Annotated in this window: 18 protein-coding genes; 7 read left to right on the top strand and 11 right to left on the bottom strand. The window is 36.2% G+C overall.

Annotated elements, in window-relative coordinates:
* Positions 1-39: 39 nt before the first annotated feature.
* From F7984_RS07795 to F7984_RS07770, 6 genes are all read right to left on the bottom strand, one after another.
* On the bottom strand, positions 40-1,431 hold the full coding sequence (locus F7984_RS07795) for an FAD-binding oxidoreductase (protein WP_139891162.1): 1,392 nt from the start codon (positions 1,429-1,431) through the stop codon (positions 40-42).
* A gap of 361 nt (positions 1,432-1,792) precedes the next feature.
* Positions 1,793-2,647: an ABC transporter permease gene (locus F7984_RS07790; protein WP_066099955.1), complete on the bottom strand. Its 855-nt coding sequence runs from the start codon at positions 2,645-2,647 to the stop codon at positions 1,793-1,795.
* The gene (locus F7984_RS07785; protein ID WP_139891164.1) at positions 2,640-3,560 is read right to left on the bottom strand and encodes an ABC transporter ATP-binding protein; all 921 of its coding nucleotides are present in this window, start codon (positions 3,558-3,560) and stop codon (positions 2,640-2,642) included. The genes F7984_RS07790 and F7984_RS07785 overlap by 8 nt, the downstream gene beginning before the upstream one ends.
* Positions 3,561-4,029: 469 nt before the next feature.
* Complete coding sequence (locus F7984_RS07780) at positions 4,030-4,653, bottom strand: pyridoxamine 5'-phosphate oxidase family protein (protein ID WP_066099961.1); 624 nt, start codon at positions 4,651-4,653, stop codon at positions 4,030-4,032.
* Positions 4,654-4,668: 15 nt separating this feature from the next.
* Complete coding sequence (locus F7984_RS07775) at positions 4,669-5,091, bottom strand: GNAT family N-acetyltransferase (RefSeq protein WP_140461323.1); 423 nt, start codon at positions 5,089-5,091, stop codon at positions 4,669-4,671.
* Positions 5,092-5,149: 58 nt separating this feature from the next.
* The gene (locus tag F7984_RS07770; RefSeq protein ID WP_181161990.1) at positions 5,150-5,776 is read right to left on the bottom strand and encodes an NUDIX hydrolase; all 627 of its coding nucleotides are present in this window, start codon (positions 5,774-5,776) and stop codon (positions 5,150-5,152) included.
* A gap of 182 nt (positions 5,777-5,958) precedes the next feature.
* Between F7984_RS07770 and F7984_RS07765 the strand changes: the two genes are divergently transcribed.
* Positions 5,959-6,375 carry an organic hydroperoxide resistance protein gene (locus tag F7984_RS07765; protein ID WP_140461321.1) on the top strand — a complete coding sequence of 139 codons (417 nt, stop codon included), beginning with the start codon at positions 5,959-5,961 and terminating at the stop codon, positions 6,373-6,375.
* 144 nt (positions 6,376-6,519) lie between these two features.
* Here F7984_RS07765 and F7984_RS07760 read toward each other — a convergent pair whose 3' ends face one another.
* On the bottom strand, positions 6,520-6,792 hold the full coding sequence (locus F7984_RS07760) for a DNA-binding protein (protein WP_140461320.1): 273 nt from the start codon (positions 6,790-6,792) through the stop codon (positions 6,520-6,522).
* A 319-nt stretch (positions 6,793-7,111) separates the two neighbouring features.
* Here F7984_RS07760 and F7984_RS07755 point away from each other — a divergent pair, with 319 nt between their 5' ends.
* The gene (locus F7984_RS07755; RefSeq protein WP_187393415.1) at positions 7,112-7,429 is read left to right on the top strand and encodes a hypothetical protein; all 318 of its coding nucleotides are present in this window, start codon (positions 7,112-7,114) and stop codon (positions 7,427-7,429) included.
* A gap of 26 nt (positions 7,430-7,455) precedes the next feature.
* Positions 7,456-8,238, top strand: a complete 783-nt coding sequence (gene yidC / locus F7984_RS07750) for a membrane protein insertase YidC (protein ID WP_308810529.1) — start codon at positions 7,456-7,458, stop codon at positions 8,236-8,238.
* Positions 8,239-8,383: 145 nt separating this feature from the next.
* Here the strand turns inward: yidC and F7984_RS07745 are convergent, their stop codons facing one another.
* The gene (locus F7984_RS07745) at positions 8,384-9,871 is read right to left on the bottom strand and encodes an aldehyde dehydrogenase family protein (protein WP_066099972.1); all 1,488 of its coding nucleotides are present in this window, start codon (positions 9,869-9,871) and stop codon (positions 8,384-8,386) included.
* Positions 9,872-10,229: 358 nt separating this feature from the next.
* Between F7984_RS07745 and F7984_RS07740 the strand changes: the two genes are divergently transcribed.
* Positions 10,230-10,646 carry a hypothetical protein gene (locus F7984_RS07740; protein WP_066099976.1) on the top strand — a complete coding sequence of 139 codons (417 nt, stop codon included), beginning with the start codon at positions 10,230-10,232 and terminating at the stop codon, positions 10,644-10,646.
* A gap of 62 nt (positions 10,647-10,708) precedes the next feature.
* On the opposite strand, the gene F7984_RS07735 is transcribed toward F7984_RS07740, so the two are convergent.
* On the bottom strand, positions 10,709-11,632 hold the full coding sequence (locus F7984_RS07735) for an aromatic acid exporter family protein (protein ID WP_066099977.1): 924 nt from the start codon (positions 11,630-11,632) through the stop codon (positions 10,709-10,711).
* Between the two features lie 164 nt (positions 11,633-11,796).
* Between F7984_RS07735 and pepT the strand changes: the two genes are divergently transcribed.
* Complete coding sequence (gene pepT, locus F7984_RS07730) at positions 11,797-13,029, top strand: peptidase T (protein WP_066099978.1); 1,233 nt, start codon at positions 11,797-11,799, stop codon at positions 13,027-13,029.
* Between the two features lie 377 nt (positions 13,030-13,406).
* Here pepT and F7984_RS07725 read toward each other — a convergent pair whose 3' ends face one another.
* Positions 13,407-13,781 carry a DUF2750 domain-containing protein gene (locus F7984_RS07725; protein WP_066099981.1) on the bottom strand — a complete coding sequence of 125 codons (375 nt, stop codon included), beginning with the start codon at positions 13,779-13,781 and terminating at the stop codon, positions 13,407-13,409.
* Positions 13,782-14,591: 810 nt separating this feature from the next.
* On the opposite strand from F7984_RS07725, the gene F7984_RS07720 reads away from it, so the two are divergent.
* Both F7984_RS07720 and F7984_RS07715 read left to right on the top strand, forming a co-directional pair.
* Positions 14,592-15,428, top strand: coding sequence for a peptide ABC transporter permease (locus tag F7984_RS07720; RefSeq protein ID WP_140461319.1), 837 nt, complete (start codon positions 14,592-14,594; stop codon positions 15,426-15,428).
* Positions 15,421-16,401, top strand: a complete 981-nt coding sequence (locus F7984_RS07715) for an ABC transporter permease subunit (RefSeq protein ID WP_066099986.1) — start codon at positions 15,421-15,423, stop codon at positions 16,399-16,401. The genes F7984_RS07720 and F7984_RS07715 overlap by 8 nt, the downstream gene beginning before the upstream one ends.
* Before the next feature lie 179 nt (positions 16,402-16,580).
* On the opposite strand, the gene F7984_RS07710 is transcribed toward F7984_RS07715, so the two are convergent.
* The gene (locus F7984_RS07710) at positions 16,581-17,057 is read right to left on the bottom strand and encodes a BsuPI-related putative proteinase inhibitor (protein WP_066099988.1); all 477 of its coding nucleotides are present in this window, start codon (positions 17,055-17,057) and stop codon (positions 16,581-16,583) included.
* Positions 17,058-17,106 lie beyond the last annotated feature (49 nt).

Here is a 17,106-nt window from a genome sequence, read left to right as displayed (position 1 = left end):
AGAGAGCTATCAAGGTTAAAACAAATTCTACCAATCTATTTATTTCTCTTTCTTTATTTTAAAAATTTTATTTGGGTTTAGAAGATTATCTGGATCTAGTACCCGTTTAATCTTTTCCATCACCAGCAGTGCTTCTCCGTGTTCTTTCTCTTGGTATTTCTGTTTCCCAATGCCGACACCATGTTCTCCTGTACAAGTTCCTCCTCGTTCAAGTGCATACATGACAATCATTTCATTATATTGATCAGCTCTTTTCAGTTCATCAAAATCATTCATATCAATCATTAACAGAACATGAAAATTGCCATCACCGACGTGCCCAACAACACCGCCTGTAAGCATTAACAAATCAAGTGTTTCTCTTGCATGAGCAATAGCACCTGCTAACTCGGAAAGGGGCAAACAAACATCGGTTATCATGAGTTTTTTTCCTGGGTGTCCATGAATATAGGAGTAAGCTAGATTATGGCGAGCTTCCCATAGCTGATTTCGAGCAGCATTATCGGTCTCGAATTCAATACGTTCACAATTGTGAGCCTCCACAATCTCTTTCATAAATTCAACATCTTGCTTTAAGCCCGCCTCATTCCCCTCAAATTCTAAAAATAAGGTTGGCTGTTCCAGATAGGCCGTCTTATTATGAAGGTTTACTTGTTTCATAGAAGGTTCATCTACGAGCTCAACTCTTGCAATTGGAATTCCCGCTTGTAAAATATTCAAGACTGCTTCAACAGCATCACTAACTGTTTTAAAGGATGCTCGCGCTGCCATAATATTTTCAGGAATACCGTACACTCTTAATGTCAATTCAGTAAAACATCCAAGTGTCCCTTCCGAACCAACAAATACACCATTTAAATGATAGCCAGAAGAAGATTTTTCTGCTAAATTTCCTGTATGAATCACTGTGCCATCTGCGAGAACAACCTCTAAATCCCGAACTTGGTCACGCATAATTCCATATTTAACAGATGTTGTTCCACTGGCATTTGTAGCTGCCATCCCACCAAGTGTTGCATCTGCTCCCGGATCTACGGAGAAAAACAATCCGTATTTTTTCAGCTCTTTATTCAACTGAGAACGCGTCACCCCTGGTTGAACTTTCACAAGAAAGTCCTTCTCCCTAACCTCTACTATTTTATCCATAAGAGAAAAGTCAATCATGATTCCATGGTCATAAGGAATAACATGCCCTTCCAAGCTTGTTCCCCTTCCAAATGGCACAATCGGCACTTTATATTGATCCGCTATAGTAATTATCTCCCTCACTTCTTCTGTGTTTGTCGGAAACACTACTATATCAGGCAGACTAGCACGATGATACGATTCATCTATGCTGTGTTGTTCTAAAATAGTATGATTGGTCGTTACTCGGCTTTCTTGAATAACACTTCGCAGAGCAATTAACAATTCTTCAGTGGTTTTGATCAATTTATTCGCCCCTTATTATCATTTTTCCGCGGTATTTGTTAATGGTATTTTTGCTGTTTGAATTATAAAAATATACCTTTATAGTAATTCCTCTTACTTTCAATTCTCTCCAACCTCTACCATTATATCAAATATTAGGAAAATATTTGCAATTCACATTCCCTAATATTGATTCTAATTAAAGCTTTAGGGAATAAGAAAGGATCATACAGCTTCGATATAATAATCGAATAAGAGTCATTATTAAAAAATACTGTTTGAGGATGCGGTGAAGGGCAATTTAGCTGGATTAACATGAAATTGATTCAGGAAAAAGATAACTATATTAGTGCATGAAAATAGCAGGAAACTATGTCCCCTGCTAAGATTTCTTTCGTGATACATTCCATACGGCAAGAGCGAAAAATAAAATGGTGACTCCTACCAGGACAAGAATATGCGTGCTACCTTGGGCAGTAAAGTCACCATATGTCAGCACAACACCCAGTTCTTCTTTAAAACCATCGACTGCAGCACTTGGTGCACCGTCGAATGATATTTTTAAGGGCTCTTCCATAAATACCTGACGAAATAAGACGCCTGCATGGGTGACCGGAAAGATCTTCACAATCATTTGTACAGCATCAGGTAGATTGCCAATTGGTATGTAAATGCCGGTAAGAAACCCGATTAATGTCCCGATAATCGTACTGCCAGTTGCAAATGCATTAACACTTGAAAAGAAGCTAACTAAGAAAAACACCATTGCGCTTGAGGCTAGAACCGATAGGAACATCAACACAATGATTTTTAACATACCTATGAGTGGCAAAAGCTCCCCACCGTTTGCGACAATATATATCTCCGCTAAGACAAAAGTGACCATACACATGATGAGGCCGACCATAAATGAACTGATTACATAACCACCAGCGATTTGATACCTTTTTAATGGCGAAGCATAGAAATCTTTTGCATTGCCATTTGCCCGATCCTCTACCATTGTGCCAAAAGCGCCCATTGTCGTCGTGACAGAGGTAACGGCAAGAAGACCGCCCATAATCCAACTGTCCATTAAGTATCGAGCTTCCTTAATTTCGGTCATGTCCCCTGCAATGGTATCTCCAAGAAAGAGGACATATAAGCCAATGATAATGAAGACGGCCAATAAGGAGAAGAAGACCGCACTTTTATCCCGAAAAAATAGTTTTAGATTACGCTTTGCTAAATTAAACATCAGCACGTATTTCCTTTCCTGTGATTTCGATGAACACGTCATCCATTGTCCCATGCATCACTTCAAAATTTGCAATCAAGGGCTCTGCCAATTTTAGAATCGAGAGGGCCTCTTTTGTATTCGCTATTTTAATGATCATCAGTTGATGCTCGTTTTTGTAACTGATTCCATTGGCTTGAAAAAGCTCATCGAGAGCAGCATAGTCAATCGGTTCAATTTTCAGCATATCTGAGCTATATGTATTTCGCAGTTCATAAGGAGTTCCCTTTGCCACAATCTCTCCATCATCAATAATCATGATATAGTCGGCAGAGGCGGCTTCCTCCATATAATGTGTCGTCAAGAATACAGTCAGTCCCTGATCTCTTTGCAGGTTCGTAATCGTCTCCCAAACACTTCTTCTTGTTTGGGGGTCAAGACCGGTAGTCGGCTCATCCAGGAAAAGAACCTTCGGTGTGTTCACAAGAGCTCTTGCTATATCAGCGCGGCGCCTTTGTCCTCCTGATAATTTTCCGTATGGGCGATCAATAAAGTCCATGACATCAGCTGCAATCGCTGCTTGTTCCACTCTGGATTTGAGCTCCGATTTTGGAATCTGATAGAATTTGGCTCTTGTTAGGAGATTTTCCCGTACAGTCAGGAGAGGGTCGAGCAGACTTTCCTGGAAGACTACCCCGATTGATTCACGGATTTTTGAATCATTTTTAGCAATCTGAAAGCCATTGATGATGATTTCTCCTTTATCTGGCTTCAAGAGCGTGCATAACATATCAATTGTCGTGCTTTTGCCCGCGCCATTAGGACCGAGGAAGGCAAACAGCTTTCCTTGCTCTACATAAAAATCAATATCATTCACCGCAGTAATGTCACCATAGGTTTTGGTGAGGCGGCGTACCTCAATGATTTTTTCCATATAAACACCTCAATTCATATAAATAGGCAGATTAGAATGTTTTTTCGTTGGAGAGTTTTAAAAATGGGGTCAATTTGTAATATTTAATTATATTATAGCTCGGATAGAAGCAATTTGGCGATGGAATATATGCGGTGAAGTGAACATTCTATCCTGATTAAAACATATATAGACTGGATTTACAGATTGAGGGAGAACTTCGAGATATTTACACGACAATATGGATGCAAAAAGCCGTACCTGTATTAAATAAACCGATTAATGATGTAAAACCACTCTATAATTATGTAAAAAGGTATATGAATTAACGCGTCATTTCTTTAAATAACGAGAACAGCCACTTCCTTCCTGGAGGTGGCGGTTTTACAACTCAGAATAAATTATACAAAAGCAACATCCTTACGAAAACAGTCTTATTTTTACTATGGCGAAAGAATAAGATTACTATCAGAAAGCAACAAAAGATTGCTTAAAATAATCTGGTTGTGTAACCCTCCTTTAATTGAATTTCAATGTCTTCAGCTCTTGTTTTCAATTGGCTGGCATGCGCTGCAAGTATCTTTGAAGCTTGAGGAAGAGAATTTTTATCTGGCCACGTTGTCGGGTTCCATAATTCTGATCTAATAAATGCTTTTGCACAATGAATAAAGCATTCCTCTACCTTAACCCCAATACCGATGTTTGGTGTCTTTCCATTAACACCTAAACACTCAAGCAAGTCTGGATCTTTTACTACGTACCCTTTTCCATTTACACGGAGGGTTTCACCCAAGCCTGGAATAATAAACAACAAGCCTACTCCAGGGTTCATTAGAAGATTGTATAAGGTGTCCATTCTTTTATTGCCTCTCCGTTCTGGAATTATCAAATAATTTTCATCCAATATTCGAACAAATCCAGCTTGGTCTCCCCTAGGTGAAACATCTAAATTCCCGTTTCCATCCGTTGTACCAATAAACACAAACGGAGATTTACTTATGAAATGCACACAATGATCATCCAATCGTTTAATCACTTTATTTTGTACTAGTTTACTTGGTTCTCCTATCAGAGCACGCAGTTCATTTGCCTCCGTTATAATCTGTTCAAACATTGTATTCCCCCTTTTTTATTTAACCAAATAGGTTTCAGCCAACTCCTGATTCAAATAGCGGGCCATACCTGTTTTCAATGGGTAAAATCCGCATTTTTTATAAAATTCCTCGTTTCCGACTGTCAAAATTAAGTGGATACAAGATACGGATTTCAATTGTGTTAATAGAGAGTTAATAATTTCCTTAGCTACTCCATTACCCTGTTCGTCTGTATAGACTACGAGATCATAAATCGCACCATTAAATACACCATCTGATAGCGCTCTTCCAAAACCAATTAGTCTATCTTCTTTAAAAGAAATAGCCACATGCGTGCTTACTGTGAATACTTGATTAATCATTTCAATTGTATGCTTATTCCAGCCCACAGATTGATAGACTTGCTGCATAGACTCGGCATATATTGAGTTATAATTTACTTTGATTTCTATGTCCATTCCGAGATTCAGTTGACTATGCTACCGATCGTTTATCTTTTCTAAGCACTTCCTCGATTTAAGCTTTCCGGTTAGAGCAAATAGCTTCTGCCACGCTAACAAAATACTGCTTAGAATGCGGTACAAACCGGTCCTTACTTATTGTCTCCTTAAACCAGGTTTTACCTCCGCTAGAATCCTGCTTATAGCCTTCAATCTCCAAATGATCTGAATCTCCATTGTAAAAAGAAATAAAATCATATAATCGAGCTTTTGCCATTCCAGATACTTCTTCCGGCTGCAGGATAAAAGTCTCCATAGGTTCTGTCATTTCATAAAGAAAAACATGACTTAATTCATGGTCTTTGATTGTCTCTGTTTCTATTACATTAGGTAACATACCAAGGCTGTTTAGTTGATCATAGGTAACATTTAATCCAAGTTCCTCATTAACTTCTCTTACACCATCAGCTACCGTTTCGTTTGAAAGAATATGTCCCGCTGCAGTTATATCGTAAACATTAGCAAAATCTTTTTTTAAATGACTTCTAAGTTGAAGATACATATATTCTTCATGATTTTCTTTTCCAACCACATAACATTGAAAGGTTTGATGCCAATATCCTTTATTATGGACTTCATCGCGTGTGGCTACCCCAATCGCGGAACCTGATTCATCAAAAATAGTTAGCATTTCTGTTTCCATACATATACACACTACTTCCCATAAATTTACTTTCACCATTATTATATACCTAGCTTTTCTATGTAGTCTAGATAAAAAAGGAAATATTTTCATAATGATTAATACCTATTCTTTTGACAATCTGTTTAATAAAACCAAAATAGGGAAAAGTGCTATATATCATTAATTAAGGAGTTGGTTTGATGGAACCATTATATACAGCAACCGTCACATCCACAGGCGGTCGTGAAGGACATGTAAAATCTGAAGACGGGATTATAGATTTAGATGTGAGGCAACCAAAAGCATTGGGAGGTAGCGGAGAACAAGCTGCAAACCCAGAATTACTGTTTGCAGCAGGATATGCTGCCTGTTATGACAGTGCATTAAACCTCGTATTACGTAAGGATCGAAAAAAAGTAGATACAACGGTCACGTCTAATGTAACGATTGGTAAAGATGAAGAAGATGGCGGTTTTAAACTGGCTGTCCGCTTAGATGTCTCTATCCCTGGTTTGGATAAAGAAGAAGTTAAAAAATATGCTGATATGGCCCACCAGGTTTGCCCTTATTCTAAAGCAACGCGAGGAAATATTGAGGTAACCATTATTACGGTGTGATTACTTACTTTCTATATAAGTATTTTTATAGGATAGAGTCTATTCGCTTATAAATAACAGAACAAACGACTGGGAAACCAGCCGTTTGTTCTTTTTTTACTTAAACCGTCCGTTTAACTGCTAAAATTCTTGGATGAAATCCATTCAATTAATTGTTTTAGGATAATAGGTAGTTCCGTTTAATACCAGCTTAGGGACATCCTGATGTTCAGTCAATAAAGCCTTTATTTCATTCCTATTTAATTTAAAAATATAGGCTAGGTCACTCTCTTTTAAAAACACATTGTAATCAATTACATTTTTAGACTGACGAAAATTTATGAGTCCTTTACCTATGTAATGCCCCAATAAAGCTAATCCAACCCCAATACAAAATAGCCCAAAATTTATTCCTGCACCTAATATATCTATTTCCAAATCTATCTCCACCTTCTTTAATTCTAGTAAACATAAAGAAATTTCCCTTCGAATTCTGACTCTTTTATATGCATCTATATTTATTCGATTAAAATATTGTTAAATCCTTTTATTAAACTTTATTTTGATCTTGCAGCATAATGATTAAGGTAGCTAACACCTTTGTTTATATAAGTAAATATCAATCAAAAAAAACTGTTCACCTCTCAGCTAAAACTTTATTCCCTTCTTATTCGTCTCTTCTCACTTAATAAGAGAACTTCTTCTATCCCTGGCATTCATTTAATGGTATAGTATCCATAACAAATCACTTCATAATTTGAAAATCTTAAACGGAGAGTTGCCAGCCATGATAGGATTATTAATTGAATACGATTATGATGTCATACAGCAGACATTAATAATTGCCTTTTTATTCTCGGTTGTCTTTCCGTTAGCCGCCTTATTCATAGTGCATAAGCAAAATAAAGTCCTTTTCAGTAACCACTATGAAGAAGGAACGAATCAACCGATTTTAAAAAGCAATAAGAAACAGCCAATTATAGATAAACGCCATATTCAACGCTTTTTCACTTTATTTCGTATTAAGGTAAACCCCGGAGATAAAGAAAGCAGCCATTTCCATCCCATCGTATAAACAAATACATGATCGGAGGAAATGGATTGAAAAAATTAATAGGTGTTTTATTCGCAGGAATGTTGTTGAGTGGATGTTCAGCCAATTCTAACGGAGACGGTTTTTTCCAACACTTTATTGTCTCTCCCTTATTATCCTTACTGGAATTTAATGCAGATCTATTTCAGGGGAATTATGGGCTCGCCATTATTTTGGCTACGTTGCTGATTAAATTATTGCTCATGCCGTTGACTGTTAAACAGTATAAAACTCAAGCTGATATGAAACGGAAAATGGAAGTTTTAAAGCCTGAGATGGAAGCTATACAAGAAAAATTAAAACAAACAACTGATGCAGCGAAGAAAGCAGAAATTCAACAGGAAATGATGCAGCTTTATCAGAAGCATGGCGTAAATCCTCTCAATATCGGATGCTTACCAATGCTGATTCAAATGCCGATATTAATGGGATTCTATTATGCCATTAGGGACTCACATACAATTGCAACCCATGACTTCCTTTGGTTTAGTCTTGGCGAGGCGAACATGATCATGGCGTTAATTGCCGGATTGATTTACTATCTCCAATTCAAAGTCAGCTCAAGCCAAATGCAGCCTGAACAGCAGAATCAAATGAAATTAATGGGACTCTTGTCACCTATGATGATTATGTTCATTTCTTTTTCGGCTCCGGCTGCTCTTCCGCTCTATTGGATAACAAGCGGAATCTTCTTGATCATCCAGACATTCGTTTTACAAAGTATCTTTAAACAGGAAGAACCAAAAGACCTTCCAAAAATTCAAACTGAGCCATCTTTAAAGAAAAGCTAAGCTCTTAATAAATAAAATCACCCCATAAAAGACAGACATAGCTCTGACTTTTATGGGGCTTATTTATGCTCTTATTTAACTGATTAACCAAATAAGGAAAAACAGTGTGATTACCGTCCATAACCACACTGCTTTCTTAAAGATCTTAGTCCATATTAATCCATACACTCTTCACTTCTGTGTAGTTATCGAGTGCATAGCTTCCCATTTCACGACCAATACCGGATTGTTTGTACCCTCCAAAAGGAGAAGCCGCATCAAATGTATTATAGGTATTTACCCATACCGTACCCGCTTGTAACTTATGTGCGATTTGATGAGCCTTTTTCAAGTCCTGTGTCCAAACACCTGCCGCTAACCCGTAGTTGCTGTCATTGGCTTTTTGTATAAGATCATCAATATCATCAAATGGCATGGCCGCTACAACAGGTCCAAATATTTCTTCTTTTGCTATTGTCATGCTATGGTTTACATCTGCAAACACGGTCGGTGATACAAAATAGCCTTTATCAAATGGAATATCCCCTCCAATTAACACTTCGGCTCCTTCTTCAACACCTTGGTCAATATATCCTTTTACCCTGGACTGCTGCTGGGCGGAAATAAGCGGGCCCATCGTTGTATCTTCTTCTAACCCATTACCCTGTTTAATATCCTTGGCACACGTTATTAAATCAGAAACGACATTATCATACATTTTCTTTTGGACATATAAACGGCTGCCTGCACAGCAAACTTGCCCCTGATTGAACATGATACCCATTAATGCACCCGGAACAGCCTTTGATAAATCTGCATCCGGAAGAATGATATTCGGCGATTTTCCTCCAAGTTCCAATGTTACGCGTTTCAGCGTATCAGCAGCTGATTTCATAATTTGTTTACCCACCTTAGTCGAACCCGTAAAGGCAATCTTATCGATCATTGGATGATCGACCAATGGTTGTCCTGCTGACGGACCATATCCTGGGACAATATTGACGACTCCATCCGGGAATCCAGCTTCACTAATTAGTTGTGCCAGGTATAATGCAGAAAGAGGTGTGTTTTCTGCTGGTTTTAATACGATTGTACACCCGGTAGCAAGTGCCGCTCCGAGTTTCCAGGCAGCCATTAATAATGGGAAATTCCACGGGATAATCTGCCCAACCACTCCAACTGGTTCATGTTTTGTATAATTAAAAAAATTACCGGCTACTGGGATGGTTTGTCCCATGATTTTAGTCGACCAACCTGCAAAATAGCGGAAGTGTTCAATGGCTAATGGAATATCTGCATTAGATGTTTCACGGAAAGGCTTCCCGTTATCCAATGTTTCCAATTGAGCCAACTCCAGCTTGTTTTCTTCCATTAAATCTGCCAATTTGTATATTAAACGACTGCGTTCTGCAGCATTCATTGTTCTCCATGGTCCTTGATCAAATGCTTTACGTGCAGCTTTGACAGCTAAATCAATATCTTCAGATTGCGCTTCTGAAATCACAGCCAAAACTTCACCAGTAGCAGGATTCATTGTTTCAAATGTTTTACCAGATACTGAGTCTACGAATTCACCATTCATATATAACTGTTTTGTACCTTTTAGAAACTCTGCTAATTTGGGACTAATATTAGAGCTTATAGTAGTGGTCATTTAATTCCCTCCATTTATATCCATCATTTTGTGAACGCTTTCAGTATATTCCATCTATTTTCCATTTTCAATTAATTACCATCTGAAGAGCAAATGAATCGTTCGCTCCTTTTTGACATGAATTAATTCAATACACCATATATTTGTTGAAAAAGAGCAAAGCTTGATCTATATTGTACTTTTGTGTTCTTTTAGCAACATAGACGCGCTTTTTGCATTTTTAAACACATGCTTTCAAAATGAATGATAAAATGCTCTCATACAAAATAGTTTCTCTTATTGATAAAAGGGAAATATATCCATTGTATAGAATAGTATTAAAGAGGCTCCATCTTTACTTTAACGAGGAGGTTCCAATTTGAATCAGTCAGTACTTATTGAGGATTTTAAGTCCTTCTTTCTTGAATTTCAATCTATATGGAATAGCTGTAATACTGAATTGATGATTTCCAAGCTTTCTCTGAATTTATCTGTTCGTTGGGCAAATGCGGATGGTGTCGTTTCAGATTGGGGATATAAGGAGGCTTGCCTAGGATGGGCAGAAGCTTTTGAACAATATTGCGGACATAACCCAAAATGGAATTTTACTATTTTACATACTACTCCAGCGTCTGAGGATGAGGTCATTGTTTTATTTTGGGTAACATTTGAAATGGATGGTGAAAAGAAAGAGGTTGTTAAACTGTTTGTACAGAGATTTAAAAGATATGAAGATGGATGGAAATTGTTGCATGAATACTGTGAAAGTTTACGGCCAGAAGCAGCAATATTATAGACGCCATACCTTTCTTCCACACAAAAAAAACGAACTGTTTTGAAAACAGCACGTTCTCTTTACTACGATTGGATTTCGATAAATTGCTCAATTTTATTGATCAAGATTAACAGGGCAGCACGAGTTTCAAACTCCTCCCTTGTTTTTGGTAAATCCATATTCTCAAACTTACCTCTTAGATTCTGTAATTTTAACAGTAGACGATTCCGGTCTTCTATATTTGCACCCAAATCATCTACGAAGTCAGCTACCATTTCATTCTGCTCAAATGTTGTAGGCAGATGAATGATTAAAGGAGCCATTCGCTCAACGATTTGGAATTGCTGATGCACTTTAGTGAAGTATTGCAAATAATAGGAGTCTCTTTTAAAAAAGGAATTTTCCTCACTTCTCTTGGCTAATTCCATACCCACTTCGATTAGCTTCTTTGTTTTAATAATGTATTCATCATTCCAAACACGTTCTTTTTTCCGAATAAACTGACCGAATTGCAAGAAGATCACTTTAAAATTTCCTTCTAGCTCCTTTATAATCTTCTTAATCTCACCTTCAACACTTGGCATATATAAGTTGAACAAAAGAGCGACCAGAATTCCAATCGATACGATGCAGATTTGGTTTAAAATAAGCTCATACGTAATATTTTGCGATATGTATAATTGCATGACAATAACAAAACCAGGTACAATACCGTCCTGAAGCCCCAGCTTAGCCATGACCGGTATATAAATAAATAATAATAAACCTACTGCAACAGCTGTATAAGCACATCCTTCAAATATCAATACAGCCAATAAAATCCCAAGTATACAAGCTGCAAACCGCTGCCATGCAATCTGTATACTTCTGCGCTGTGTACTCTGAACACTTAATAAGGTGATAACTGCAGCGGTTGCTGTATTTTCCAGCGACAAAACTTGAGCAATAACCAAGGCAATCATCGCGCCAATCGCTGTCTTAACTGTGCGGCTTCCAATTGTAAACATGGTTGTATCGATCCCTTCTTTCTTTCCATCCCCATTATATAAGAATACCCGAAATAAATAAAATTACCTCTGTACGGAAATATTAACCTAAAGAAAATTCGAATAACTTTTTGTTGATCAATAAAACTTTCGTTATAATAGGAATACAGAAGGAGATGAATCTGATGAATAAAAAATTAGTTGAACGCTTTCTTACATATGTAAAAATTGATACCCAATCCGATGAAAACAGTCAAACATGCCCTTCTACAGAGAAGCAATTTGACCTCTTAAATCTTCTAAAAGATGAATTGCAGACAATAGGAATGGAAGAAGTAACACTTGATGAAAATGGCTATTTATTTGCCACCCTTCCCGCGAATACAGAAAAAGAAGTACCAACAATCGGCTTCCTTGCTCATGTCGATACGGCTACTGATTTTACCGGTAAGAATGTAAAACCACAAATCGTAGAGAATTATGATGGCGGTGATATTACGCTTAATAAAAATCTTAATGTCATCCTATCACCGAAAGACTTTCCTGAGCTAAAAGAGTATATAGGTAAAACACTTATTACCACTGACGGCACTACTCTGCTTGGTGCTGATGATAAAGCAGGCATCGCTGAAATCGTAACGGCAATGGATTACCTAATTAAACATCCGGAAATTAAGCACGGCAAACTTCGTGTCGCTTTTACACCGGATGAAGAAATTGGCAGAGGCCCTCATAAGTTTGATGTGGAGCGTTTTAATGCTGACTTTGCTTACACACTGGATGGCGGTCCCATTGGTGAACTTGAATTTGAAAGCTTTAATGCTGCAGGGGCAAAATTGACTTTTAAAGGAACCAATGTCCACCCAGGATCCGCTAAAAATAAAATGGTCAACTCCTTAAAGATTGCCATGAATTTCAATGATGAGCTTCCAAAAGAAGAATCACCCGAATATACAGAAGGCTACGAAGGCTTCTATCATCTCCTATCGTTAAACGGTGATGTAGAACGTACTCATGCCGCTTATATTATCCGCGATCATGACCGTGAAAAATTTGAAGCCAAAAAAGCGACGATGAAAGACCTTGTTGCAAAATACAAGGCTAAATACGGCGAAGAAAATATTATATTAGATATGAATGATCAATATTATAATATGGGAGAAAAAATTGAACCTGTAAAGGAAATAGTCGATGTCGCCCATCAAGCCATGGAAAACTTGGGCATTAAACCAATTGTTAAACCAATTCGCGGCGGTACAGATGGTTCCCAACTATCCTATATGGGCCTGCCTACTCCTAACATCTTTGCCGGAGGAGAAAATTTCCACGGTAAATATGAATATGTAGCTGTTGAAAGTATGGAAAAAGCCACCGAAGTCATCATAGAACTTGTACAATTATTTGAGAAACGGGCATAATTTCTCTTATATGAAAAAGAGTGTGCAGAATAGAGGATACCAAGTCTATTATAGAGGCTAGGTATCCTCTTTTATTTGAATTTAACCAGACAAGGAAAATGGTATATCCAATATAAAAGAACTATTAAAACCCCAATTATATCCCTCCGCAAGCCGCAAAATATATACTACTTATTTTCAATTTTCTCCAATAGGGCAATAACTTTTTCGTTTTGTGCGATTATTATTTCATTTTGCTTTCTCAGTTTTACAAAGTCAAAGAGATAGACTAATAAAATCACTATAATTAAAAATCACAATCCTATTCCCCTTTCACAGTACAAAATAATTCCATTTATTATTCATTTAACCTACCCAGCCAGTAGGAACAACCTATCCTATAGATTACGAATCATTTCCTTAATTTCATCACGTGATTGAATGTTCGAATCTTTCCCGTTAGGAAAAATCACCGCAATACCACGGTCATTTTCAATATCAACAAGTATATCATCTAAAAATGTAGTTAATGGAACGTTAAAAGCTTCGTATGAATTATGATCTATTTTAGCAGCCTCTATTTCAGCAAAACTTCGGCTTGGCCAAACTGGAAGCAAAAAATGATATTCTCCTTCATCTTCTAATAGTAATAAGTCGCCATTATTTTTATCACGAAGTAGCCACACCTGTTCATCCGTCACAACCATAGCATAAAAATAAGTAAGTCTTTTTTCAGCAGGACGTTTTAAAATAAATTGTTTAATTAACTTCATATAGACCATTCCTTTTAACGACATATAATTTAAATTTATTCGACAGATAAAATAGAAAGTCCTTCTTTCTTCCGAAGAACTGCCCTTTACCCCTGTAAGAATTCATCGAAAAAAGGCAGTAATTCGCCTTGAATCAATGCCGCTATTAAATCTATTACTCTATTTATTTTTAATTAAAAAAACAACGTCTGCATAAAACTCATTGTCTTATATAACTTCATAACGCCATAACCCACTTTGAGGAACTTCAAAATTAACTGTAAAACGCTCTAATTTTGAATAACCCGGTGACGGTTCTTTGATTCTTATTGGATTTAGAGCCGTTATCTTCTCTTCTGTTTCTTTATGATAGGCATATATAGCTAATTCTTTACCTTCAAAGGTTTTAAAAGGGGCAGTAAAATGGAATACCTACCCAAATGGTTTACCTGCTATTAAATTAGGTTCTGGATTTACCGTTAATAAAATTTATATTCATTACGAACTTGCCATTCTTGATTCATTATGGTTTCTTTTGGTTTATTATTTTCGGTTTCTTTTTTTGGAGAACAGCTTACTAACGTTACAAGAAAAATAAGCAAAAATATGGGCAGAAACCTTTTATTATTAATCACTTCCTCTCAGTTATTTTTAACAAACTTCCTTTTATTAAATAACCATATATTCGTGTAAATAGACTTAAAGATTCGTATTCTGGAAACAAAAATAATTTATAGACAAAAAAGATAGATATAATTATGATAAAATTATATCCAAAAATTAGGATAAAAAGGAGATGATTTTATTTTAATTTTCAAAAAAACTGCAGTAATGATAACAGAAGTGCTTATAGCCATTTTTGTAATTATCTGCGTTAGTGCATTGCCAACACTCTTCAGAGATATTTCTGTTAATTTTTTTGCTTTCTTAGTAGAAATCAAAAACACTTTTCTATCGTTATTACACCCTCTAGATATCACATATGGGATGGGCATCCAAAGACCAGTTTTTCCACAAATATTCTACCATTATAAAGAATCAGTCCTACTGATTGTTGCATCACTTTTAATTTCAACCATACTTGCATTCTTATTAACTTACCTAATCCTATTAGTTTTTCAAACAATTAAAGGTAAGATTATGTGGTTTCTCACGATTATTGAGTCCCTACCAGATATATTTTATATAATCGCACTTCAATTTCTTACTATTATGTCCTTTAAAAAAACAGGTACGCTCTTATTTAACGTAGCTTCCGCGGGGGATGATCGGGCCTTTTTTCTCCCTATTGTATGTCTTAGTTTGCCTTTAACCTTACTGTTGACTAAATTTTTAATACAGCAATTTGAGAAAGAACAAGGGAAGTTATATGTAGAATATGCTGTAACTAAGGGAATGAAGCCACTATACATATTTAATATTCATATATTTAAAAATGTATTATTCAGTTTATACCACTATTCCAAAACGGCGATTTGGTTTGTTATATCTAATTTGGTTATTTTGGAGTATATGTTCAATATGACAGGGATTATCTATTTTATCTTTAGAAAATCACCCGAAATATTTGTAATCGGTATACTGATGATTTATTTGCCATTATATCTTATTTATCGTATATGCGATTGGTTAATTCCCCCGGTTGTAAGAGGTGAAGCGATTGATTAAACTTTTGCTAAAAAATAAAACATTTATGGTTGGATTTTTATTTGTATTTATCTTATTGATTTTGAGTATGGCTAATACACTCTTTAACGATAGTACGATTAGAACTGTGCCTCTATATATGGATGATCAAGCGAATATAGTAGATTCTCCTCCTTACCAGCCATTTACACATGGGTTTATAGCTGGTTCAGATTCAGGTGGAAGAGATTTACTTCATATGATTATACATGGTGCAAAATTTACGATAGGGATTGCTTTTCTCATTGCTATCTTACGGGTTTTATTTGCCTTAATATTTGGCGCTTTTTTAGGAGTATATTGCCAAAAGTATATTCGTTGGTACGAAAAAATATTTGATCCAATTACGGTGATTCCACTAACGTTAGTAGCATACTATGTTCTATTCAGTGTAATTGTCTATGGAGGAGATGGTTCTCCTTTTCCATTTTGGGAAAGAGCTTTGTTTGAAATAGCAATTCTAACTTTTTATGCTGTACCGACATTGGCTATCTATCAAGCTAATGAAATAAAAAAACTTCATAAAGAAGAATTCATGGAGGCTGCTATGGTGTTAGGTGGCGGTAAACTACATAAATTAAAGACACATATACTTCCTCATTTAAAAGAAAATATCGTTATTATTTTGATTCAGCAGTACATACAAGTACTCGTTGTATTAGCTCATCTAGGAGTACTAAAAATTTTCTTTGGCGGTACATTACAGGATTCTGATGGAAATGCTAACTCAGCTTCTCACGAATGGTCAGGTTTGATTGGCCAAGCTTACGATAATCTGATCGGGTATCCCTGGTTACCACTTATACCTATCCTATTTTTAGGATTAACCATTTTATCCGCTCAAATGATGCTAAGCGGGTTCACAGATGTAATAAATAATAAAGCTTTATATCTGGCTAAAGTATCTAAACCGAGAAAACGTGCTGCTAAGAAGAAGATAGAAACACAAAACTAACTATTTAATGAACACGAATGTGTCTGGCTTGATAGTTGTATAAGGTAGAATCATTAGGAATTGAATCATAAAAAAATAGCCCAATCATATTATAAAATTAAAATATGATTGGGCTATTTTTTTACATTGATTTGAAGGTTGAGTATCCAAATATAATATAAATTGGTACCCTCCTTTCGTTAGTCTACTTTGAACTGAATTTTTTTCCTTGAGTCATCCTTCACCCCTTTGGCTGTTAACCATGCTTCTAGAGTGTATTCTCCAGGTTCAAGGTCTTTCAAATGGATATCATGCGTTAATTGCGCTCCTTTAACCAGTTCTTTTTCAGTAATAACCTGTATAAAGGATTTTCCCTCTGAATACTGGATGATTGTTTTTCCCGCTTGATCCTTTAAAATATAATCAAACGTTTGGCCGCTGTTAAACGTTAATTTAATCGGTTTCGCTGTCTCGTTTTCAACTGTATATACAAATAAGTAATCATTTTCGACTTTGTTCTTTTGGACTAAGCTTGACGTTAAACTTGCATCATTGATACGATTTGTACTCTTATCTATATTCACTGGTTTATCATCACTTCCTTTGTTTGGACTGGGTTCTTGCCCGCATGCTGCCAACAGGAGGATACATAAAATAAAGCTTAGACTTTTTTTCAAACTCACACCTCCTTATAATTCCTTTGTTTGTTAGGTTCTACAATCATCT

The sequence above is a fragment of the Pradoshia sp. D12 genome, assembly GCF_008935075.1.
Classification (GTDB): domain Bacteria; phylum Bacillota; class Bacilli; order Bacillales; family Pradoshiaceae; genus Pradoshia.
The sequence above is the reverse complement of the archived record's forward strand: the minus strand, read 5'-3'. Positions and strand labels throughout refer to the sequence as shown.

What these genes read in the sequence shown, in the direction of transcription:
- F7984_RS07775 (WP_140461323.1), bottom strand. Translation starts at nt 5,091, where the DNA reads ATGGACATAGAAATCAAAGTAAATTATAACTCAATATATGCCGAGTCT.
- F7984_RS07765 (WP_140461321.1), top strand. Translation starts at nt 5,959, where the DNA reads ATGGAACCATTATATACAGCAACCGTCACATCCACAGGCGGTCGTGAA.
- F7984_RS07770 (WP_181161990.1), bottom strand. Translation starts at nt 5,776, where the DNA reads ATGGAAACAGAAATGCTAACTATTTTTGATGAATCAGGTTCCGCGATT.
- F7984_RS07745 (WP_066099972.1), bottom strand. Translation starts at nt 9,871, where the DNA reads ATGACCACTACTATAAGCTCTAATATTAGTCCCAAATTAGCAGAGTTT.
- F7984_RS07725 (WP_066099981.1), bottom strand. Translation starts at nt 13,781, where the DNA reads ATGAAGTTAATTAAACAATTTATTTTAAAACGTCCTGCTGAAAAAAGA.
- F7984_RS07790 (WP_066099955.1), bottom strand. Translation starts at nt 2,647, where the DNA reads ATGTTTAATTTAGCAAAGCGTAATCTAAAACTATTTTTTCGGGATAAA.
- F7984_RS07735 (WP_066099977.1), bottom strand. Translation starts at nt 11,632, where the DNA reads ATGTTTACAATTGGAAGCCGCACAGTTAAGACAGCGATTGGCGCGATG.
- pepT (WP_066099978.1), top strand. Translation starts at nt 11,797, where the DNA reads ATGAATAAAAAATTAGTTGAACGCTTTCTTACATATGTAAAAATTGAT.
- F7984_RS07720 (WP_140461319.1), top strand. Translation starts at nt 14,592, where the DNA reads ATGATAACAGAAGTGCTTATAGCCATTTTTGTAATTATCTGCGTTAGT.
- F7984_RS07780 (WP_066099961.1), bottom strand. Translation starts at nt 4,653, where the DNA reads ATGTTTGAACAGATTATAACGGAGGCAAATGAACTGCGTGCTCTGATA.
- F7984_RS07785 (WP_139891164.1), bottom strand. Translation starts at nt 3,560, where the DNA reads ATGGAAAAAATCATTGAGGTACGCCGCCTCACCAAAACCTATGGTGAC.